This window comes from Lysobacterales bacterium (assembly GCA_016703225.1).
GTDB lineage: Bacteria > Pseudomonadota > Gammaproteobacteria > Xanthomonadales > Ahniellaceae > JADKHK01.
In genome coordinates, this window is sequence record JADJCM010000002.1 from 714,054 (window position 1) to 735,457 (window position 21,404).

A 21,404-nucleotide genomic window follows, 5' to 3' on the forward strand; every position below is an offset into this window, starting at 1 on the left:
CGTCATGGCAGCGGCGTGAGTTCGGATTCGATACGTTGCTCGGCGCGGGCGTAATCGACGGTATCGAGGTCGCTGGCGTCGCCGAGCAGGTCGTCCATGATCTGCTGCTGCACGCGACCGCGACGCTGCGCCTCGGCGTAGCCGATGCGGCGGAACATGATCATCGAGTAGCGCGGCACGAAGCGTTCCGGATGCAGGCCGGCGAGGCTGCGCTCCAACTGCTTGCGCAGCACGAAACGATCGGAGATGACGGTATCGCGCATCTCGATGTAGTTCTCCATCGACATTTCGGCAATGGCATCGGTGTTCGGCTTGCGACGCGTGGCGAAATCCTCGAATGCCGACTCGGGATCGTCATGCTCGGCCAACAGGCGATCGAGTTCGAGACAATCCTCGAACGCGCAGTTCATGCCCTGGCCCTGGAACGGGACGATCGCGTGCGCGGCGTCGCCGATCAGCAGCGCGCGGCCATCCAGATGCCAACGATCCAGATGCAGCGTGGCCAACGGGCCGACCGGATTGCGTTCGAACTCGGCGCTCAAGTCCGGCAGCAATGGCAACGCGTCCGCGAAGCGGGTCGCGAAAAAATCGCGTACCGCCGCCGCGCCCTCGAGACTGGCGAAGCTCGGGTGGCCCTGCTTGGCGAGAAACAGCGTGGCGGTGAAACTGCCATCGATATTGGGCAACGCGATCAGCATGCAAGCCTGTCGCGGCCATAGGTGCAACGCATTGGCTTCGATGCGGAAACCGCCGTCCGGGGCGGACGGCATGCGCAGTTCCTTGTAGCCATGCGCCATCCAGTCGATGCGCTCGCCGAGGTCGGAGACACGCTGCATCGACGTGCGTAGCGTCGATCCGCTGCCATCGGCCCCGATCACGATTTCGAAGCCGGTACACCGCGCTTGGGTGTCGTCGCCGGCGAAACGCAGCTCGCGTCGCACGAAGTCAACCGACTCCAGCACACAGCTGAAATGGAAGACCGCGCCGGCGGCCTCGGCGGCCTGGATCAGGCAGGTATTGAGACGGCCGCGATTGACCGCCCACAGCACTTCGCTGTCGTCCCGGCCATAGCGGAAGCAGCGCTGCTCGCCATCGACTCCGTGCACCATGCGGCCGCGCATCATCACCGCCAGATCGAGCACCTCGCGCTCGAGGCCCGCGCTGCGCAGATCATGCAGGCCACGTTCGGCCAGGCCCATGTTGATCGAGCGGCCGCCGAGATAGCCGACCCTGCGAGGGTCCGGACGCCGTTCGAAAACGCGCACCCGTTCGCCGCGTTGTGCGAGCTTCAGCGCCAACAGGCTGCCGGCCAGGCCGGCACCAATGACGGTGTGCTCGCGTTTCGACATGGACGCTTCCACGAGAGGGGACCGATCTTCACCTGCCGCGCGCTGCCTCGGCAAGGTCATTGATCGGCGTTGCCAAGCTAGGGACAATGCCGTGATGAGGATGTCAACTTCCGGTCCAACGCGCATCATCCGGCCGCGCCGTTCGTACTGATGGCCACCTACGCCATCGGTGATGTGCAGGGCTGTCACGACGCATTGCGGCGCCTGCTCGATCACATTCGTTTTGATCCTTCCCGCGATCGCCTGTGGTTCTGCGGCGATCTGGTCAATCGTGGCGGCCAGTCGCTGGAGGTGCTGCGGTTGGTGCGCTCGCTGGATGCGCAGTCGGTGGTCGTGCTTGGCAACCATGATCTGAGCCTGCTGGCGGTGGCTGAACGTAAGGAAGTCGAACAGCGTCGCGCCAACGTCGATCTGGCACGTGTGCTGATGGCCGCCGACCGCGAGGATCTGCTCGTCTGGCTGCGCCATCGGCCGCTGCTGCATGTCGACCGCGAGATCGGTTTCGCCATGGTGCACGCCGGCCTGGCGCCGCGCTGGACGCTGAATATCGCCATGGCGCGCGCCGCCGAGGTCGAACGCAAGCTGCGGGGCGAGGACTACCGCAAGCTGCTCAAGAGCATGTTCGGCGACCGGCCGGCACTGTGGTCGAAGAACCTCGCCGGCATCGATCGGCTGCGCGCAATCATCAATGTGATGACGCGCATGCGTTTCTGCGACGTGCGCGGTCGCATGGAGTTCGCTGCCAAGGGCGCGCCCGGCACCCAGGCGCCGGGGCTGTATCCCTGGTTCGAGGTGCCCGGGCACAGCCTGCGTGACCTGCCCATCATCTGCGGGCACTGGTCGACGCTCGGTCTGTTCCAGGGACTTGGCATCCACGCCATCGATACCGGCGCGGTCTGGGGCGGCAAATTGACAGCGCTGGAGCTCGGCCCGGAGCCGCGGGTGCATGCGGTGCAGTGTGAGGCGCTGCCGGGAACGCGCGGGCGCAACCCGGATTGATCGGGTGACGAATCGTGCCGCTGCTTCGGCAGCGTGTCGGCAAGTGCGCGCGCGGCGATGGCATCGGTCATAATCCGCTTCCGCCACGTCCTGTCCCCCATGTCGAACTTTGCTCCCGGACAACGCTGGATCTCGAACGCCGAGCCTGAACTCGGCCTCGGCACCGTCTTGCGGGTCGAAGGTCGCATGGTGCAACTGGTCTACGCGCGCACCGGCACCGTGCGTCAGTACGCGGCGCAGTCGGCGCCGCTGACGCGGGCGCAATTCCGCATTGGCGACCTGATCACGCTTGCCGGTCGGCCGCATCGGGTCGATGCGGTCGATGCCCGCGATGGTCTGCTGCACTACGCCGTGCACGGCACCAGTGTGTGCGAGACTGGACTCGACGACCTGCAGAACGTGTCCAAGGCCGAGGATCGCCTGGGACAGGGTCGCATCGATCGCAATGACCAGTTCGAGTTCCGCCACCAGGCACTGATCCATCGTGCGCAAGCGCGGCGCAGCGCCGCGTTCGGCCTGCAGAGCGCGCGCGTGGACTTGATCCCGCACCAGCTGCGCGTCGCCCAGATCGTCGCCGATCGGCGTCCGCCACGGGTGCTGCTGGCTGACGAAGTCGGCCTCGGCAAGACCATCGAGGCCGGCCTGATCATCGCCCGCCAGATCGCCAGCGGCCGCGCCGGACGGGTGCTGGTGCTGGTGCCGGAGACGCTGGTCTACCAGTGGTTCGTGGAACTGCTGCGGCGCTTTAACCTGGCGTTCTCGATCTACGACGCCGAGCGCGTCGAGGCGATCGAGCTGAACGCGGACGGGCGCAATCCGTTCGAAGACGATGAACTGGTGATCACCGACAGCAGCTTCATCGTCGCCAACCCCGAGCGCGCGAAGCAACTGGTCACTGCCGGCTGGGATCTGCTGGTCATCGACGAGGCCCATCATCTGGCGTGGTCGCCGGAAGAAGAGAGCTCGGAATACGTGCTTGCCGAGGCATTGGCCAAGCGTACGCCGGGCGTGGTGCTGCTGACCGCTACCCCCGAGCAGCTCGGTCGCAGTGGTCATTTCGCGCGCCTGCGATTGCTCGATCCGGCGCGCTACCACGATCTTGCTGCGTTTCAGCAGCAGACCGCCGAGTACGCCAAGCTGTCGGTGCTGGCTGCGGCGCTGATCGAGGGAGAACCGCTCTCCAATGACGATCAGCACACGCTGACGGCGACGCTTGGCGACACCGCGCAGATGCCGGAAGACGACGAAGCGCGCGATGCCATGCTGGCAGCGTTGATCGACCGCCATGGCACCGGACGGGTGATGTTCCGCAATCGCCGCGCCGTCGTCGGCGGTTTCCCCAAGCGTCTGCCGGAACTGGTCACGCTGCCCGACGAACAGGCCAGCGACGACCTGCGCGGGCACTTGCTCGCGGAGTTCCTGAGCGATGTCGATGGGCACGCCCATGCCTTGCCGCTGAACTATGCGAAGGACCCGCGCCTCGCCTGGCTGGTGGCGTTGCTCGACGAATTTCCGGCCGACAAATTCCTGTTGATCTGCCGCAGCCAGGCCAAGGTGCTGGCGCTGGAAGAGGCGCTGCGCGCTGCCAGTGGCGTCGCCGTCGCGCGATTCCATGAAGGCATGAGCATCGTCCAGCGCGACCGCAATGCCGCGTTCTTCCAGAGCGCAGAGGGAGCGCGTCTGCTGCTCTGCGCCGAGATCGGTTCCGAGGGGCGCAACTTCCAGTTCGCACATCATCTGGTGTTCTGGGACCTGCCGCCGGACCCGGACCAGCTTGAACAGCGCATTGGTCGCCTCGATCGCATCGGCCAGAAGCGCGATGTCAACCTGCACTTCGCCAAGTTCCGCCACACCGCGCAGGAAGCACTGGTGCGCTGGTTCGACGAAGGGCTGGATGCCTTCCGCAGCAGCCCGCAGGACGGCCGTGAATTGCTGCGCCGCTTCGGTGCCGAACTGGTGCACGTCGCGCGCGAGTATGCAGCGGCACATTCGGCCGCGGAGGAAGCGCTCGAATCGCTGATCCGGCGCACGCAGACCGCGCACCGTGAACTCGCGGCCGCGATCCAGAACGGCCGCGACCGCCTGCTCGAACTCGCAACCCAGCGCGCCGCGCCCGACGCGCTGCTGCAGCACGCCCTGCACGATGACGACCACAACCCCGGGCGCGACGAGTTCGTGCTCAAGCTGTTCGAGCAGTTCGGCATCAGCAGCGAAGAGTTGAGCGGCACCATCCACCTGCTCGATCCCGAATACCTGAGCACCGAAGGCTTTCCGGGGTTCGAGCACGGGCCGCGTCAGGCCACCTTCGATCGAACCACCGCGCTGACGCGCGAGGACGTGCTCTTCCTGCGGGTCGATCATCCGATGGTGCAAGGCGCGCTCGATCTTCTTCTCGGCGCCGAAACCGGCAATGCCGCGTTCCTGGTCGATCCCGCGCTGCCGCCGCGCTCGGCTTTGCTCGAAGCCGTGTTCCTGCTCGAATGCGTGGCACCGGCGAAGCTGCACGTCGATCGCTTCCTGCCGCCACTGCCGTTGCGCGCCGTGGTCGACTCGCGCCTGAGCGAACGCCCGGACTACCAGCCGTCCGACGAAGCGCGACGCCGCGCCAGCGAGCTGACCATCGACCTCGGCAAGTTGCGCAAGGTGCTGAACCAGTTGCTGCCGCCAATGCTGAAGACCGCGCAGGCCAAGGTCGAACGCCTGGCCCGGCGCGAGGTCGAAGGCGCCATGCTCGCCGCCGACCAGCGCCTGGAGGCAGAGATCGAACGCCTGGTCGCGCTGGCCGCGGTCAATCCCGGCGTGCGCGCCGAGGAGATCGCCGCCGCCACCGACGAGAAGCAGCAGCTGCACGAGTTGCTGCCCGAATCGCGCGTGCGCCTCGACGCCGTGCGCCTCATCGTCAGCCCGGATTTCCTCACGCTGGCAAACCGCGGCTGAGCAGCGGCGCAGCCGTTACCGCACCGGAACCGCCCGTTGGGCGATGATTTGTTCGGCCACGTCGAGCACGGTGTTCGCCGGTAGCAACGCGTCGATCACCGGCACCGTTGGCAGCGGCCGTTCGAAGCGTTCGAGCACGGCGTCGACCAGTGCCGGGGTGCGGTCGTCGGCCGGGTGGTAGCGGCCCGACTTGCGGTCGGCGCCGATGCGCGCCTTGGCCACGTCGGCCGGCAGATCGAGCCAGATCGGGACCATGACCAGGTCGTACTTTGCGGCGATGCGCGCCACGCGTTCCAGGTCGCCGCGGCTGGAGAAGGTCATGCCGTCGATCACCGTCGACTCGCCGATCGCGCCGTTCACTTCGACCGCAAGCAACACGGCGTGAAACGCGGCGCGCTTCTCCGGTAGCGAATAGGTGCACTGCGGGAACAGCGCGCGTGCGATCAGGTCGCGGTTGGCCAGGCGCAGGTCGAGACGTTCGGCCAAAGCATTGGCGAGCGTCGACTTGCCGGCGCCGGGCAGTCCGATCAGGGCGACCACGACCGGTCGCGACCAGTGCGGGTGGCGCGCGTGCGGCGCGTTCGGCAGACGGTTCGGGCTCATGGCGCGAGCATAGCGGCGCGGCGCGGGCTGGTCAGCGGCGTGCGTCCCCGGCACACTCGCGCACCGCGAGGAAGCCCATGATTCGCCGACTGCTGCAACGCTATTTCGTCCCCGGTCTGCTCACCCTGATTCCGATCTGGCTGACCTGGATCGTGTTCAAGTTTGTGTTCCAGGCACTGTCGATGGTGTCCTCGCCGTGGATCAAGGCGGTGTTCGACCCGCTGGCGCGCGCGCATCCGGCGCTGTTCGGCTGGCTGGCATCGTCGACCACGCAGTTCCTGCTTGGCGTCGTGTTGACGATCTCGCTGATCATGTTCACCGGCTGGCTGAGTCGGCGCGTGATCGGCAAGCGTCTGCTGCTGCTGTTCGAGCAGACGCTGGAGCGGGTACCGCTGGCGAAGACCATCTACGGCGGTACCAAGCAGCTGCTGGAAGCGTTGCAGACCAAGCCCGACGGCACCCAGCGCGTGGTGCTGATCGACTTTCCGTCCCCGGAGATGAAGACCATCGGCCTGGTCACGCGCGTGCTGCGCGATGCGCGCACCGGCCAGGAAATGGCCGCCGTGTATGTGCCGACGACGCCGAATCCGACCTCGGGATATCTGGAAATCGTACCGGTCTCGAAACTGACGCCGACCGATTGGAGCGTCGACCAGGCGATGGCCTTCATCATCTCCGGCGGCGCCAAGTCGCCGGAAACGCTGCGCTTCTATCGCGAAGACGAGGAGCCGATCCGTTGAACCCTGCCGTGAGACCTGCAATGCCGCCGATGCGTCTGATCCCGATCCTGCTCCTGCTCGCCGCCGCCGGTGCGCAGGGCAAACGCCTGCAGACGCCCGCCGAGGCCGCCGACTTGCTGCGCACGCCCGATGCGGCGACGACCTACGCCTTCATCGACCGGCTCGACGTCGCCAGTGAGCGCATCAACGTGCGCGAGTTCGGCACCACGCCGCAGGGGCGCAAGCTGATCGTGGTCGTCGCGGGCGAGGCGAGGCCGGATCGCGAGGTCGTGTTCGTGCAGGCCGGTATCCACGCCGGCGAGATCGAGGGCAAGGACGCCGGGCTGATGCTGCTGGCGGAGATTGCCGATGACACGCGCCGCTCGCGCCGCTGGCTGGCGCACGCGACCCTGGTGTTCGTGCCGATCCTGAATCTCGATGGCCACGAACGGTCGTCGAAGTTCAACCGCATCAACCAGAACGGGCCGGTCGAGATGGGCTGGCGCGGCACCGGCCAGCGCCTGAACCTCAATCGCGATTACCTCAAGGCCGATGCGCCGGAGATGCGTGCGCTGCTGGCGCTGATCAACGAAGTGAACCCGGACATCCTGATCGACAGCCACACCACCAATGGCGCCGACTACCAGTACGACCTGACCTGGTCGATGGACGACACCGTGGTCCAGCATCCGCGGCTGCGCGCGTGGCAGGAGCAGGCGCTGGCCGGTCGCGTGCAGGCTCGGCTGGAAAAGCGCGGGCACCTGGTCGCGCCCTACATCGAGTTGAACGATCCCGTCGATCCGCTCAAGGGGTTCACCAATTTCGGCGCCAGTCCGCGCTATTCCACCGGCTATGCGGTCGCGCGCGGGCGCGTCGGTCTGCTGCTGGAGACGCACATGCTGAAGTCGTATCCGGTGCGGGTACGCGCTACCTACGACGTGATCGCGGCGATCCTCGATGACATCGCCGCGCATCCGGGCGAGTTGCGCGCGGCGACGCGGCAGGTCGATGCCGACACCGTTGCGCGCGCCACGGATGGCGCTGCCAGCGTTCCGATCCAGGTTGAAAACGCCGGCATCGCTGAGGACTTTGCGTTTCGCGGCTACGAGTGGACGATCACACAAAGCGAGATCAGCGGCGGTCCGTGGATCCGTTACGACCCGGGCAAGCCGAAGACCTTCAACGTGCCGTTCTATCGCGAGGTCAAGATCGCGCAGGCGCTCAAGCCGGCTGCGGCCTACGTGATCCCGCAGCAGTGGAGCGCGCTGATCGAACGCCTGCGCGTGCATGGCGTGCGGCTGCAGCGCATCGGCCAGGACGCGCGCGTCGACGCCGAGGTTTCGCTGTTGTCGAAGCCGCAATTCGCGAATGCATCGTTCGAGGGCCGCGTCACCATCACCGCCTTCGAGCACCGCCGCGAAATGCGCGAGATGGGGCTTCGCGCCGGCGACTGTCTGGTGCCGATGGACCAGCCGCTGGCCAATGTCGTGCTGCACGTCCTGGAGCCGGATGCGCCGGACTCGGCACTGCGCTGGGGCGATTTCAACATCGTGTTCGAGCAGCGCGAATACGCCGATGGCCGCGTCGCCGAACAGCTCGCGCGCGATCTCATGGCCGCAGACCCGAAGCTCAAGGCCGAGTTCGAGGCCAAGCTCGCCGCCGACCCCGAGTTCGCCAAGAACCCCTACGCGCGCCTGAACTGGTTCTACCTCCGCTCCCGATGGCGCGAACCCGACCTCGGTCTGTATCCGGTGTTGCGGCTGGATCGGGCGGCCTATCGCGCCCTCGCGGACGCTCCAACGAAAAGCCCCATGTAGGAGCGCCGGCCACGGCGCGATGCGCTCATCCGCCAGCGCGCGATCCGCTATGCATCCAGTTCCTGCCACCGCGTATACGCCGCATCCAGCGTCGCCTGCTTCTCGGCGCGCTCGGAGTTCGCGGCGGTGATCGCAGTTGCCGGTTGCTGGTAGAAGGTCGGCTCCAGCATGCGCGCATCGAGCGCGGCAAGTTCGGCTTCCAGTTGTTCGATGCGCGCCGGCAGTTCGGCCAGTTCGCGTTGCTCCTTGAAGCTGAGCCGCTTCTTCGCCGGTGGCTCGGCGGCGGGCGCCGCAGTTCTGGCGGCCTCGGGTTCGGTCGGTGGCGTCTTGGTGGCGGCGGCGTCCGCTGTGGCACGTTGGCGCAGCCAGTCGTTGTAGCCGCCGATGTATTCCTGCACGCGACCGTCGCCCTCGAAAACGAGCGTGCTGGTCACCACCGCGTCGAGGAAATCTCGGTCATGCGACACCAGCAGCAGCGTGCCGGGCCAGGTCGCGAGCAGTTCCTCCAGCAATTCCAGGGTCTCGATGTCGAGGTCGTTGGTTGGCTCGTCGAGCACGATCACGTTGGCCGGGCGTGCGAACAGCTTGGCCAGCAGCAGGCGGTTGCGTTCACCGCCGGAGAGCTTGGTGATCGGCGCGCGCGCGCGCTCCGGGGTGAACAGGAAATCCTGCATGTAGCCGATGATGTGCTTGCGCTGGCCGTTGATCTCGACGCTGTCGGAACCGCCGGCGACGTTGTCGAGCGCGTTCTGGTTCTCGTTCAGTGCCATGCGGTGCTGGTCGAAGTAGGCCACTTCGAGATTGCTGCCGAGCACCATTTCGCCCGAGCTCGGTTGCAGGTCGCCGAGCAGCAGGCGGATCAGCGTGGTCTTGCCGACGCCGTTGGGGCCGATGATGCCGATGCGGTCGCCGCGCTGGATCATCGTCGTCAGTCCATCGACCAGCACGCGATCGCCAAAGGTGAAGCGCAGGTCGCGGGTCTCGACCACGCGCTTGCCGGAGGGCGCCGCCTGGCTGACTGCGAGGTTGACCTTGCCCATCTGTTCGCGACGCTGGGCGCGTTCGCGACGCATGCCTTCGAGCTCGCGCACGCGGCCTTCGTTGCGGGTGCGGCGCGCCTTGATGCCTTGGCGGATCCAGACCTCTTCCTCGGCAAGCCGGCGGTCGAAATGCGCGTTCGCCTGTGCCTCCGCATGCAGCCGCTCTTCGCGCCGACGCAGGTAGTTGTCGTAGTCGCCGGGCCAGCTGGTCAGTTGGCCGCGATCGATCTCGACGATGCGCGTGGCCAGCGCGCGCAGGAAGCGACGATCGTGGGTCACGAACACGACCGTGCCGGAGAAGTTCAGCAGCAGTTGTTCGAGCGCGTCGATGGCTTCGAGGTCGAGGTGGTTGGTCGGTTCGTCGAGCAGCAGGATGTCCGGCTCGACCACCAGCGCACGCGCCATCAGCACGCGCCGTTTCATGCCGCCGGAGAGCGACGAGAACAGCGCGGTGCCGGGCAGATCCAGGCGCTCGATGATGCGGCTGACGCGCTGATCCAGGTCCCAGCCGCCGCGTGCATCGATCGCCGCCTGCACGTCGGCGAAGCGCTGGCTGACGGTGTCGCCGTGTTCGATCAGGTGATGGAACTCGGCGACCATGCGGCCGATGTCGCCGAGCGCTGCAGCGACCACGTCGAAGACATCGCCTTCGAGTCCGCGCGGCACTTCCTGGTCGAGGGTGGCGATGCGTACGCCGTCGCTGAGGCGGACCTCGCCATCGTCGGGGCGGATCTCGCCGGCGATCAGGCGCAGCAGGGTCGACTTGCCCATGCCGTTGCGGCCGACGATGCAGATGCGTTCGCGCGGGTCGATGGCGAAATCGACGCCATCGAGCAGTTTCGGACCGCCGACCGCGAGGTCGACCTTGAGCAGTTGCAGCAGGGGCATGGGTGTTCCGGGGTCGGTAGTGGCCGCGTCCGTGACGAAAGTCACGGCGGGTCCAGACAGCCGCGCACGTTATCATGGGCAGTCGATATGCGGGCTCAATCGGCGACGCTGCACGCTGGCGCTGTTGGGACCGCACACGCTTTCCTTCGTGCATTGGATAGCAACATGAAACGTCGATTGATCGTGGCTGCGGCCGGCTTGGCCGCCGTGCTGGCCCTGTCTGCCTGCGGCGGCAAGAGCGAGGATGCAAAGAACCAGTCGGCGCCCACCGGCAGCGCCGCGCTGGCGGTGCAGTTGTCGCAGGTGGTGATGGCGCCGATGACGCGTTCGGTCAGCGTGTCCGGCGCGGTGGCGCCGTGGCAGGAGATGCAGCTGGGCGTCGAGCTGAGCGGCCTGCGCATTGCCGAGATCAAGGTCGAGGTTGGCGATCGCGTGCAGCGCGGCGACGTGCTGGTCACGCTCGATGCGCGCACGCTGGAGAGCGAGCTGCAGGTGGCGACCGCGGCACTGGACGAAGCGCGTGCCGGAGTGTTGCTGGCGCGCACCCAGCTGGATCGCGGCGATGCCTTGCGGTCACAGAAGCTGATCAGTGTTGCCGACCACGACCAGCTGCGGGCGGCGCTGGTGCAGGCCACGGCACGTGCGGAAACCACCGCGGCGCAGTCCGACGCGGCCAGGCTGCGCCGCGATTTCGCGACCCTGCGCGCACCGCATGCCGGCGTCATCGCCACTCGCAGTGCCGAACCGGGCGCAGTGGTGATGGGCGGCGCGCAGTTGCTCACTCTGATCCGCGATGGTCGCCTGGAATGGCGTGCCGAACTGAGCGAGGCCGATCTGATCGCGGTCAGCGTCGGTGACGTGGTCGAGGTGCGCGACCGCGAGGGTGCGCTGGTGTCCGGGCGTGTGCGCGCGGTGTCTCCGGCGCTGGATCCCGGAACCCGCACCGGCACCGTCCATGCCGATTTGCCCGCGCCCGGCAAGCTGCGCGCCGGCATGTTCGCGCAGGGCCGCATCCTGCTCGGTGAGGTCGAAGCGCTGACCGTTCCGATTGCCGCGCTGGTGCGTCGTGACGGTTACGCCTACGTGTTCACGCTGAAGGGCCAGGACCGGGTCGAGCGCCGTCGCGTCGAGCCCGGCCGCATCGACGGCGAGCGCGTCGAGGTGCGCTCCGGACTGCAGGCGGGCGAGCGTGTGGTCAGCCGCGGCGGCGCCTTCCTGTCCGATGGCGACCGCGTGCGCGTGAGCAACGGAGGCTGACATGTTCAACGTCTCGGCATGGGCGATCCGGCGACCGCTGCCGGCGCTGATGATCTTCTTCGTGCTCTGTGTCGCCGGCATTTACGGCTTCATCCAGTTGCCGATCTCGCGCTTCCCCGACATCAGTTTCCCGATGGTCGCGACCACCATCCAGCTGCCCGGCGCAGCGCCGAGCCAGCTCGAAGCCGAGGTCACGCGCAAGGTCGAGGACGCGGTGGCGACGTTGAACGGCGTCAAGCGCGTGATGTCGAGCGTGAACGAGGGCGTCTCCACCACGACCATCGAGTTCCAGCTGGAAGTCGATCTGCAGGTGGCGCTCGACGACGTGCGCGACGCCATCAGCCGCATCCGCATGGACCTGCCGGTCGATATCGAGGAGCCGGTGGTGGCCAAGATCGAAATCGTCGGCGGCACGCTGCTGACTTACGCAGTCGAGTCGCAGCGCATGCCGGCCGACGAACTCTCGTGGTTCGTCGATCGCGTCGTGACCAAGGCCATGTACGGCATCAAGGGCATCGCCACGGTCAAGCGTGTCGGTGGCATCGAGCGCGAAATTCGCATCGATCTCGACCCTCAGGCGCTGAATGCGTTCGGCATCACCGCCGGGCAGGTGTCGCAGCAACTGGCGCGCATTCAGGTCGAGCGCCCCGGCGGCCACATGGAATGGGCCGGTGAACGCCAGGTGGTGCGCACCGTCGGCACCGTCGCCGACGTCGATGCGCTGCGCGGCTACTCGATCAGCCTGCCGGATGGGCGTTCGCTGCGGCTCGACAGCATCGCGACGATTCGCGACGCTGCCGCCGAGACCAGCCAGATCGCCCTGCTCGATGGCAAACCGGTGATCGGTTTCGACCTGACGCGATCGCGCGGCAGCAGCGAGGTCGATGTCGCCAAGCAGGTGCGTGCGGCGCTGGAGCAGTTGCAGCAGGCACATGCCGGCGTGACGTTCGTGTTGGTGAACTCGGCGGTCGAGGAAGCCGAGCGCTCCTATTCATCGTCCATGACCATGTTGGGGGAAGGCGCCCTGCTTGCACTGGTGGTGGTGTTCCTGTTCCTGCGCGACTGGCGTGCGACCTGGGTCAGTGCGGTGGCGCTGCCGCTGTCGATCATCCCGACCTTTGCGGTGATGCACTGGATCGGCTTCAGCCTGAACCTGATCACGCTGCTCGCCCTGTCGGTCGTGGTCGGTATCCTCGTTGACGATGCCATCGTCGAGGTCGAGAACATCGTGCGTCACCTGCGCATGGGCAAGAAGCCGATCGACGCGGCGCGCGAGGCGGCGGATGAAATCGGCATCGCGGTGATCGCGACCTCGCTGACGCTGGCGGCGGTGTTCGTGCCGGTCGCGTTCATGCCCGGCATCGCCGGCAAGTTCTTCCGCGAGTTCGGCTGGACCGCGGCGACCGCGGTGCTGTTCTCGCTGCTGGTGGCGCGGCTGCTGACACCGATGATGGCGGCGTACCAGATGCGCGCCAAGCCGGTGCACGAGCATGATGGCCGGGTCATGGTCTGGTATCTGGGTTGGGTCGATGCCGCGCTGCGCCACCGCTGGCGTACGCTGGTGATTGCGGCGCTGCTGTTCCTGTTGTCGCTGGCGATCGTGCCATTCATTCCCACGACCTTCATTCCGACCTCGGACCTTGGGCGCAGCAACCTCAGCATCGAACTGCCGCCAGGGACTCGGATCGAGGAGACGTTCGAGGTCGCCGAGTCGGCGCGCGCCCGACTGGCGCCGATCGCGGAACTGAAGCAGGTGTATTCCTCGATCGGTGCGGTGCTCGACATCGGTGATCCGACCAAGACCGGCATCGGCGAGACGCGCAAGGCGACGCTGATCCTCGACTGGGGTCCGGCCGGCGATCGCGGCCGCAGTCAGAAAGAGTTGGAGGCCGAAGTGCGCAAGCGCGTCGCCGACATCGCCGGCGCGCGCATCAGCTTCCTCAGCACTGAGCCGGGCGAGTTGATGCAGCTGGTGCTTTCGGGCGATGACGGCAACACCCTGGCGGAAGCTGCAGCGGCGCTGGAACGCGATCTGCGCACCTTGCCCGGTCTCGGCAGCGTTACCTCGACCGCGGCGTTGCTGCGCCCGGAAATCGTGATCGTGCCGGACCCGGCGCGGGCCGCCGACCTCGGTGTTGCCACCGCCGATATCGCCGAGGCTGCGCGCATCGCGACGGCCGGCGATTTCGAGCAACGACTGGCGAAGTTGAACCTGCCCGATCGCCAGGTGCCGATCCGCGTTGGCGTGAAGCGGGCCGCGCTCGCCAGCGAGTCGCTGATCTCCGACCTGCGCGTGCCCGGCCAGAACGGGCCGGTACCGCTGTCCGCAGTTGCCGACATCCGCCTCGACAGCGGCCCGGCGCAGATCGATCGCTACCAGCGCAGCCGCAATGTCACCCTGACCGCAGAGTTGAACGGTCGCCCGCTGGGCGAGGTCATGGCCGAGGTCGAGCAGTTGCCGAGCGTGGCGCAGTTGCCGCCTGGCGTGAGCTTTCTCAACACCGGTGACGCCGAAGTGTTCGTGGAATTGTTCGTCGGTTTCCTGATGGCGATGGCTGCAGGCCTGGTGTGCATCTACATGGTGCTGATGCTGCTGTTCAACAGCGCGCTGCAGCCGTTGACCATTCTGACTGCGGTGCCACTGTGCGCGGGCGGTGCCTTTGGCATGCTGTTGCTGACCCAGAACTACCTGTCGCTGCCGGCCTTGATCGGTCTGCTGATGCTGATCGGCATCGCCACCAAGAACTCGATCCTGCTGGTCGACTACGCGGTCATGGCAGAGGACGAACACGGCATGAGCCAGCACGATGCGCTGATCGACGCCTGCCGCAAGCGCGCGCAACCGGTGCTGATGACGACCATCGCGATGACTGCGGGCATGGCCCCGATCATGTTCGGGCTGAGCGCCGACTCGAGTTTCCGCGCGCCGATGGCGATCGCGGTGATCGGCGGCCTGGTGACCTCGACCCTGCTCAGCCTGATCGTGGTGCCGGCGGCCTACACCGTGGTCGACGACCTGGCCGCGCGGCTGGGTCGGCGTCGTCCGCTGCCGGTGGCAGCGGACTGAGGTCCGATCTCAGGACTTCGATTTGACGACGCGCAGGCGCGCGTCGTCGATCCAGACCGTGCCCTTGTCATCGAGCGTGACCCCGACCATTACCTGGCTGCTGCCTTCGGGAACTTCGATGCGCAGCGTGTACTTGCGCCAGTCGCTGGTTCCGGTTACGCGTTCCGACTTCACGTGCTGCAACATGGTCGAGCCGGCGAAACCGCCGAGTCCGACGCTGAAGCCGCGCTTGCCGACCGCTTCGCCGCGCGCCCGCACGCTGAACTCGACCGTCTTGCCGATCAAGTCGTTGGCCGGGATGTTCTGGACGACCTTGCCCCAGACCTGCTTCTGCAGTCGCGTCAGGCGCAAGCTGTGCTTGCCCTCGAAGGCGAGGTCGTCGAGCGTGAAATCGTAGGCACGCACCCCGGCATGCTGCTGGAAGTTCCAGCCCTCCGGCTTGCCCTTGGCATTCGCGGTTTCGAAGCTGCCGTTGCGCAGCAGCGACTCGGGTTTCGCGACCGCCGTGACAGCGACGGCGAGCAGGGCGATGGTGAGAACGGTTTTCATGGCGGGGCTCCGGTTCAAGACCGCGAATTCTATCGGTCCAGGAAGTTCGGCGCGATCAGCCGATCAGTTCCAGTGCGCTGGCTTCCTCGCGCAGCAGACGGCTCAGGTAGCCGTGCGAGCCACAGGCGCTGAAGCCGGCGTCGGCGAAAGCCTTGCGGTAGAACTTCGCCGGGCGTGCGATGAAGCCTTCGCGGTCGCCAACGAACTCATCGCCGCGGCACATCAGCTCCAGGAAGGCGAAACCGCCCGGGCACAGTTCGGAGAAACCGGTCAGACCCCGCAGCAGTTCCTTGGTTGGCAGGTAGTGCATGACATCGGAGCAGAGCAGCAGGTCGAACTCACGGTCGAATCGCTGATGCTCCAGATCGCCGAAGCGACACAGGCGGATGTCGCGCGCGAGCCCGTAGCGGTCGACGACGTATTCGCTGTTGTCGAGCCCGAGGTAGTGCAGCTTCGGGCGTAGCAGCTTGAGAAAACCGCGCCACGGCGCCTCGCCACAGCCGATGTCGATCACCGAGCGCAGCGGATGGCCGAGGTAGTACTCGGCCATGGCCACCGTCATCGCAACCTTGCGTTCGAGCACCAGCGGCGATTTCACGCGATGGCGCGGGTCGCGGTACCAGCGGTCGAAGTAGTCCTGGTCGTAGCGCTTGCTCACGGCTTGCCCGGTGCGGCGGGCGTGGTGCGTACCGGCAACGGCACGTTGCACAATTCAATATGGCCGGACGCCAACTTGGTCCAGGGGTCGCGGCGGTTACGCTTGGCCTCGACAATCTCGCTGAAGGTGGCGGTGTCGGTGCGCAACACCTGCAACGCAGTTCGGCTCGCCGCCGGCACGTCGGCGGCGACTTGCATCGAGCGGATCGGCACGCGCTGCTCGGCCTTCTCGTAGAAGCCCATCGGCGCCGGACCGCGGGGCAGCGTGCTGAGCAGATCGATGCCGGACAGCACGCGTCCGATCAGGGCGATGTTGCGGTCCAGATGTCGCGGCGCGTGTCCGGTCACGACGTACAGTTGCGCACCGTTGCCGGAGTCGGATTCATTGCCGCGGGCGACGCCGAGACTGCCGTAACAGTGCGTCAGCCAGACCTCATTCGACTTCGGATCGCGGCCGACCCAGAAGCCATCCGACACCCCGACCACGGGCGCATAGCCGTCGTCGTCGGGAATGCGCGTGAACGCCATGCCGTCTTGCCAGGGCATGGTGAACTCGGCATCAAGGGTGGCCGAGGCCTTCTTGAGGGGCCGCGCCTTGGCAGCGTCGTCGGCGTCTGGATCGCCCCACTGGACGACGTAGTTGTCTTGCGAGCGCACAATCGCAAGGCCATCGAAGTAGCGTTCGCGGATCAGGGCGCGAATGTTGGTCGCATGTTTCGGTGCCAGCCACGGTGCCAATTCGAAGACGACGCGACCACTGTCCAGTTCCAGGTACAGCGTGTTCTCAGGGTCCGGGGTACGCCAGTCTTCGGCGGCGGACGCGGCAACGATCTCGTTCACGGTGCGATAGGCAGGGGTGTCGGCGGCCGCGGCGGTGAATGCGGCAACGGCGAGCAGGGGCAGAACGAATCGCGACATGGGGCCTCCGGATGCGGAGACCAGAGCCTAGCCGCCCGGATGCGGCGGCGCCAATGCAAGGGTGCGCATCAGCCGCTGGTGTGCTGCGCCATCCATTGCAACAACTGCGGCAGCGAAAGTGCACCGGAGACGCGCCCGAGCTCGCGACCGCCGGCGAATACCGCGAGCGTCGGGATGCTGCGGATGGCAAACGGCGCCGCCGCCTGCGGATGCGCCTCGGTGTCGATCTTGAGCAGGCGCAGTCGCGGCTCCAGTCGACGCGCAGCCTCGGAGTAGGTCGGCGCGAACTGGCGGCAGGGCCCGCACCAGGGCGCCCAGAAATCGACCACGACCGGCAGTTCGTCGCGTTGCAGGTGCTGCGTCAACTGCGCGCCATCGACCGCTCGCGGTGCGCCGACGAACAAGGGCTGGTGACAGCGGCCGCAGTCCGGCGCATTGCCGAGGCGCGCCGTGGGCACGCGGTTCACCGCATCGCAATGCGGGCAGACGATGTGCAGGCTGGTGTCGGACATGATTCACCTCTGGCGACGAGATGCGGCTGCCTCGACCGCGATTCAAGCGTCAGGCGCGCGTCACCGACCACGACACCAGACGGCCGTCGAGATACGGCATCACCCCGTGGATTGAGCGCGGGTCGGCATCGAACACCAGTGACAGGAAGTGGCGGTCGCCCTCCCACAGCGGCAGTTCGAGGATGCGCTCGAGCGCAATCCATTCGAGATCGCCCTCGGCATTGCGCGCGGGCACTTCGCCGTCGAACGCGGTGATCAGGAACACGAACCCGAACCAGTCTTCGCCGTGCTTGCCGAATCCGGGCCAGGAGATGGTGCCGCGCAGCTGCAGTTCAAGACATTCGATGCCGGCTTCCTCGCGCAGCTCGCGACGCATTCCGGAGACGATGTCCTCGTCGGCTTCGAGCTTGCCGCCGAGGCCGTTGTACTTGCCGAAGTGGGCGTCGTGTGCGCGCGCGTTGCGATGCACCAGCAGCACGCGTGAGCGATCGGGCGAGAGCACATAGCCGAGCGTGGCGAGGATCGGGGTGTAGGGCATCGGCGCATGGTCGCAGAAGCGCGCGTAGCCCGGAACCGGCAGGCCGTGTTCACCACAGCGGTCGGTTGAAGTCGAACTCCGGTTGCGTCAGCGCTGGGCCGAAGGCATTGCCGACGCCGTAGTCGATGCCGAGGCGCGTGTAGATGTGCGCGTGTTCGAGTGTGTTCATGCCCGGCGCGATCACCGCGGCGCCGAGCTGATGCGCCTTGCGTACCAGTGCGATCAGGGTTGGGCTGGTGCTGTTCGCCGAGGCGGTGGATTCGAGAAGTTCGATGTCGATGCGCAGGACGTCGATCGGGAGTTGTGTCAGCACATGCACCGCGGCGAAATCCCGGCCGTAGTCGCCGAGGCCAAAGCGCACGCCGGCCTGACGCAGGCGCGCGATCGGGGCGCTGAGCGCCTCGCGACGGTCGAGCAGTTCGGCGCCGGACAGTTCGAAGGTGAAGCCGCCGCCGGCGAGCTGGCGTGCTTCCATGGTTGCGAACAGCCACTCCATTTCGTCGGCATCGAGCAGCCAGTCGCTGCTCACCGGCATCAGGAAACGCAGCGCATGGCGTTCGCCGCGTGCTTCTTCGCGCGCCGCGAAGGCGATCTCGAAGCGCGCGCGCTCGAGCGCGCTGGCGACGCCGAGTTCGCGCGCCGCCTGCGCGCACAGCGCGTAGCTGCCACGGGCACCGCCGTTGCCAGCGCTACCGAGGAAGAACTGGAAATCGAACTGGTCATGCAGGGCGCCCTTGAGTGGCACCAAAGGCCGGTATTCGACGCGCAGGTTGCGCGCGTCCAGCGGTCGGCTGAGCACGGCGCGCACCGCCAGTACCGGATCGATCGGCGCCTCGCTGTCCAGCGCCGACCAGGTGGCGATATTGCCGCCGCGCGCCTGCGCTTCGCTGCAGGCACGTTCTGCCGCGAGCAGCGCGCCGTCGGGGTCGATCGGCGCCTCGTCCAGTGGCACCAGGCCGATGCTGGCGGTGACGGCGACCGGCGTGTTCGCGACCATGAACGGGCGCTCGACCAGCGCGAAGCGAATGCGCTCGGCCAACTGCGTCGACAGCTCGCGACGCTCGCGCGTGAGCAGCACCAGCCACGAGAAATCGCGCAGTCCGCAGGGCAGGTCGTGGTTCTGCAGCAATTCGCGCAGGCGCGAGCCCATCTCGACGTCGATCGCGGCCAGGGCGCTGGTGCCGATCTGGCTGCGCAGCGTGTCGACCTCGTCCAGTTGGATCATCAGCAAGGCCGAGCCCTGGGTATCGATGCGCCCGCTGATGCGCTCGATCACCAACGAGCGCGGATACAGCCCGGTCTTGGGGTCGCGTGCGGCACCGGCCTCGGCCTGGGCGCGCAGCCACTGTGCGCGTTGCACGCGCGAGCGGATGACGCCGACGACGTGGCGCGCCTTGAGCGGCTTGACCAGCACCTCATCGGCACCAGCGGCAATGGCGTCGAAGCGCTCGGTGGCATCACCGGCGGTTGCGGCCATCACGATCGGCAGGGTCGCATGCTCGGGTTGCTGGCGCATCAGTTGCACCAGGTCGATGCCGCGTGCGTCGGGCAGGGTGGCGTCGATCAAGACCGCGTCGGGCTGGAACTCCGAGAGTGCAGTGATCGCTGCCGAGCCGTGCGGCGCGATGCGCGCGGTCATGCCTTCGGCGGCAATCCACTGGCCGCATTGCAGTGCCAGATCGCGGTCGTCCTCGACGATCAGCACGCGGTAGGGCGGCGCGTCCTGGCGGCCGAGCAGTTCGTCGATGCGCGCCGCGATGCGATAGCTGTCGAGCGGCGCCGCGAAGAAAGCCGCAGCGCCGGCGCGCAGGGCCAGCAGGCGATGCGTCAGGTCGCGGTCCGGCGACAGCACCACGACTGCTGGCGGCGCCGGGGCGTCCTTCCAGCGTGCAATCAGAGCTGGCAATGCGCGCAACTGCGGCGCCGGCATCAGCACCGCGCCCGGCATGGTGGTGACCAGGAATTCACGCAGGCCGATGGCATCGCCGAAATGGTGCAGGTCGTAGCCGCGTTCGGTGAGTGCGGCTTGCAGGCCCGGGGCCATGCGGTCGCCGATGCCAAGCAGGCACAGTGCATTGCGTGCCGTGCGCGGGCGCACTGCTGCGGCGAGCGCGTTCTGGATCGAAGTGACGTTGTCGGCAGGCGGCGTTGTGATGCTGCGCTCGGACACCTCGCGGGCGCCCGCGCCCGGCGTTGACGGCGCGGCGGTGAGGCGGCCGACCAGTTCTTCCAGGCGGATGCGCTGCGCGGTGTTCGGCTCGCGTCCGGCCTCGACGAAACTGGCGAGATAGGCAGCCAGGTCGCCGAGTCGCGTGACCTGCTCGCCGTCGGCAGTTTCGAACCACGCGTCGATCTGCTCGGCCAAGTGCTCCGCCTGGGGCTGCGACCAGTTCTCGGCCAGCTCGGCCCAGATCGCCGCCACCGTGCGCTGTGGCGGGTCCGAATCGACAGGTGCGGGCGAGGGCGACATCATGGGTGGATGCTAGCAGTCCGGTGCGCGGCCTTCGGAGCGGAATTCTGCCGTTGGCGTCGCAGGAATCGTGCCGGAATTGGGCTTATCCTCGGGCCCCCGATCCACAGGTATTCCGGTGAAACTGCGCAATTTCCAATGGCTGATGCTGATGACCCTGCCGGTGCTCGGCAACGCCCTCTATGGCTGGGGCGGATTGACCCAGGTCGCCGACCTTGGCCCGATCGCCGAACGGTCGGCCAAGCGCGAAGGCGCGCTGACCTGGACCTACATGCAGGGCGGGCGCTGGTTGATCGAGCGCGTCGGCTTGGAGAACGCGGCGAGGCAGCATGCCGACGCCATGTTCGCGCCCTCCCGATCCATGCTCCTGGGCAACCCGGCACTGGCGATGTACACACTGCATCGTCAATCCTTCGGTTTCCAGCATCGGCTGCTGCTGTGGTCCCACTGGGGCGCGCCCCTACTGCTCTTGCTGACGGCAATCGCCTACGTGCGCCGGCAGAAGCAGGTGGTGACCACACGCCGGCTCCGCTGAGCAGCGATTTCGCGCTCGCGGATGCTCGGGTAGGCTTCGTGCCTCGATCCTTGCCGGAGCCCGCCATGCCCTCGTTCGATGTCATTTCCGAAGTCGACAAGCACGAACTGACCAATGCCGTCGATCAGGCCAACCGCGAGATCTCGAATCGCTTCGACTTCAAGGGCACCGACGCGAAGTTCGAACTCGACAAGCTGGTCATCAAGGTGCAGGCGCCGAGCGAGTTCCAGTTGCAGCAGATGCAGGACATCCTGCGCGCGCGGCTGGTCGCCCGGCACATCGACGCGCGCTGTCTCGACGCGGCTGACCCGGAGGTGAACCTGGCCGGCGCGCGTCAGCAAGTGACGGTGAAGCAGGGCATCGAACAGGCGGTGGCGAAGAAGATCATCGCTGCGATCAAGGAAGCCAAGCTCAAGGTCGAGGCGCAGATCAATGCCGACAAGCTGCGCGTCAGCAGCAAGAAGCGCGACGACCTGCAACTCGCCATCGCGCTGCTGCGCAAGGGCGAGTTCGAGGTGCCGCTGCAGTTCGACAACTTCCGCGACTAGC

17 protein-coding genes are annotated in these 21,404 nt (G+C 67.0%); 8 read left to right on the forward strand and 9 right to left on the reverse strand.

Annotated elements, in window-relative coordinates; translation table 11 throughout:
• Positions 1-2: 2 nt before the first annotated feature.
• Positions 3-1,349 (reverse strand): FAD-dependent monooxygenase, encoded by a 1,347-nt coding sequence (locus IPG63_11955; GenBank protein ID MBK6727960.1) that lies wholly within the window; start codon positions 1,347-1,349, stop codon positions 3-5.
• 150 nt (positions 1,350-1,499) lie between these two features.
• Here IPG63_11955 and IPG63_11960 point away from each other — a divergent pair, with 150 nt between their 5' ends.
• The gene (locus tag IPG63_11960) at positions 1,500-2,348 is read left to right on the forward strand and encodes a symmetrical bis(5'-nucleosyl)-tetraphosphatase (GenBank protein ID MBK6727961.1); all 849 of its coding nucleotides are present in this window, start codon (positions 1,500-1,502) and stop codon (positions 2,346-2,348) included.
• 99 nt (positions 2,349-2,447) lie between these two features.
• Positions 2,448-5,285: an RNA polymerase-associated protein RapA gene (gene rapA, locus IPG63_11965; GenBank protein ID MBK6727962.1), complete on the forward strand. Its 2,838-nt coding sequence runs from the start codon at positions 2,448-2,450 to the stop codon at positions 5,283-5,285.
• 15 nt (positions 5,286-5,300) lie between these two features.
• On the opposite strand, the gene IPG63_11970 is transcribed toward rapA, so the two are convergent.
• Positions 5,301-5,888 carry an AAA family ATPase gene (locus tag IPG63_11970; protein MBK6727963.1) on the reverse strand — a complete coding sequence of 196 codons (588 nt, stop codon included), beginning with the start codon at positions 5,886-5,888 and terminating at the stop codon, positions 5,301-5,303.
• 77 nt (positions 5,889-5,965) lie between these two features.
• Between IPG63_11970 and IPG63_11975 the strand changes: the two genes are divergently transcribed.
• The gene (locus tag IPG63_11975) at positions 5,966-6,628 is read left to right on the forward strand and encodes a DUF502 domain-containing protein (protein ID MBK6727964.1); all 663 of its coding nucleotides are present in this window, start codon (positions 5,966-5,968) and stop codon (positions 6,626-6,628) included.
• A gap of 29 nt (positions 6,629-6,657) precedes the next feature.
• Positions 6,658-8,424, forward strand: coding sequence for a M14 family metallopeptidase (locus tag IPG63_11980; protein MBK6727965.1), 1,767 nt, complete (start codon positions 6,658-6,660; stop codon positions 8,422-8,424).
• A gap of 47 nt (positions 8,425-8,471) precedes the next feature.
• On the opposite strand, the gene IPG63_11985 is transcribed toward IPG63_11980, so the two are convergent.
• On the reverse strand, positions 8,472-10,352 hold the full coding sequence (locus tag IPG63_11985) for an ATP-binding cassette domain-containing protein (GenBank protein MBK6727966.1): 1,881 nt from the start codon (positions 10,350-10,352) through the stop codon (positions 8,472-8,474).
• Between the two features lie 183 nt (positions 10,353-10,535).
• Between IPG63_11985 and IPG63_11990 the strand changes: the two genes are divergently transcribed.
• Complete coding sequence (locus tag IPG63_11990; GenBank protein ID MBK6727967.1) at positions 10,536-11,609, forward strand: efflux RND transporter periplasmic adaptor subunit; 1,074 nt, start codon at positions 10,536-10,538, stop codon at positions 11,607-11,609.
• A 1-nt stretch (position 11,610) separates the two neighbouring features.
• Positions 11,611-14,676 (forward strand): efflux RND transporter permease subunit, encoded by a 3,066-nt coding sequence (locus tag IPG63_11995; GenBank protein MBK6727968.1) that lies wholly within the window; start codon positions 11,611-11,613, stop codon positions 14,674-14,676.
• 9 nt (positions 14,677-14,685) lie between these two features.
• On the opposite strand, the gene IPG63_12000 is transcribed toward IPG63_11995, so the two are convergent.
• From IPG63_12000 to IPG63_12025, 6 genes are all read right to left on the reverse strand, one after another.
• Positions 14,686-15,225, reverse strand: coding sequence for a carbohydrate binding domain-containing protein (locus IPG63_12000; GenBank protein ID MBK6727969.1), 540 nt, complete (start codon positions 15,223-15,225; stop codon positions 14,686-14,688).
• Between the two features lie 55 nt (positions 15,226-15,280).
• Positions 15,281-15,883: a class I SAM-dependent methyltransferase gene (locus tag IPG63_12005; GenBank protein MBK6727970.1), complete on the reverse strand. Its 603-nt coding sequence runs from the start codon at positions 15,881-15,883 to the stop codon at positions 15,281-15,283.
• On the reverse strand, positions 15,880-16,800 hold the full coding sequence (locus IPG63_12010; GenBank protein MBK6727971.1) for a peptidylprolyl isomerase: 921 nt from the start codon (positions 16,798-16,800) through the stop codon (positions 15,880-15,882). The genes IPG63_12005 and IPG63_12010 overlap by 4 nt, the downstream gene beginning before the upstream one ends.
• 68 nt (positions 16,801-16,868) lie before the next feature.
• Complete coding sequence (gene trxC / locus IPG63_12015; GenBank protein MBK6727972.1) at positions 16,869-17,312, reverse strand: thioredoxin TrxC; 444 nt, start codon at positions 17,310-17,312, stop codon at positions 16,869-16,871.
• A 49-nt stretch (positions 17,313-17,361) separates the two neighbouring features.
• A complete protein-coding gene (locus IPG63_12020) occupies positions 17,362-17,850 on the reverse strand; it encodes an 8-oxo-dGTP diphosphatase (GenBank protein ID MBK6727973.1) in 489 nt (162 codons plus the stop codon).
• A 49-nt stretch (positions 17,851-17,899) separates the two neighbouring features.
• Complete coding sequence (locus IPG63_12025; protein MBK6727974.1) at positions 17,900-20,323, reverse strand: EAL domain-containing protein; 2,424 nt, start codon at positions 20,321-20,323, stop codon at positions 17,900-17,902.
• A 142-nt stretch (positions 20,324-20,465) separates the two neighbouring features.
• Between IPG63_12025 and IPG63_12030 the strand changes: the two genes are divergently transcribed.
• Both IPG63_12030 and IPG63_12035 read left to right on the forward strand, forming a co-directional pair.
• Positions 20,466-20,855 carry a hypothetical protein gene (locus IPG63_12030; GenBank protein ID MBK6727975.1) on the forward strand — a complete coding sequence of 130 codons (390 nt, stop codon included), beginning with the start codon at positions 20,466-20,468 and terminating at the stop codon, positions 20,853-20,855.
• Positions 20,856-20,920: 65 nt separating this feature from the next.
• Positions 20,921-21,403, forward strand: coding sequence for a YajQ family cyclic di-GMP-binding protein (locus IPG63_12035; GenBank protein MBK6727976.1), 483 nt, complete (start codon positions 20,921-20,923; stop codon positions 21,401-21,403).
• Position 21,404: the final 1 nt, after the last annotated feature.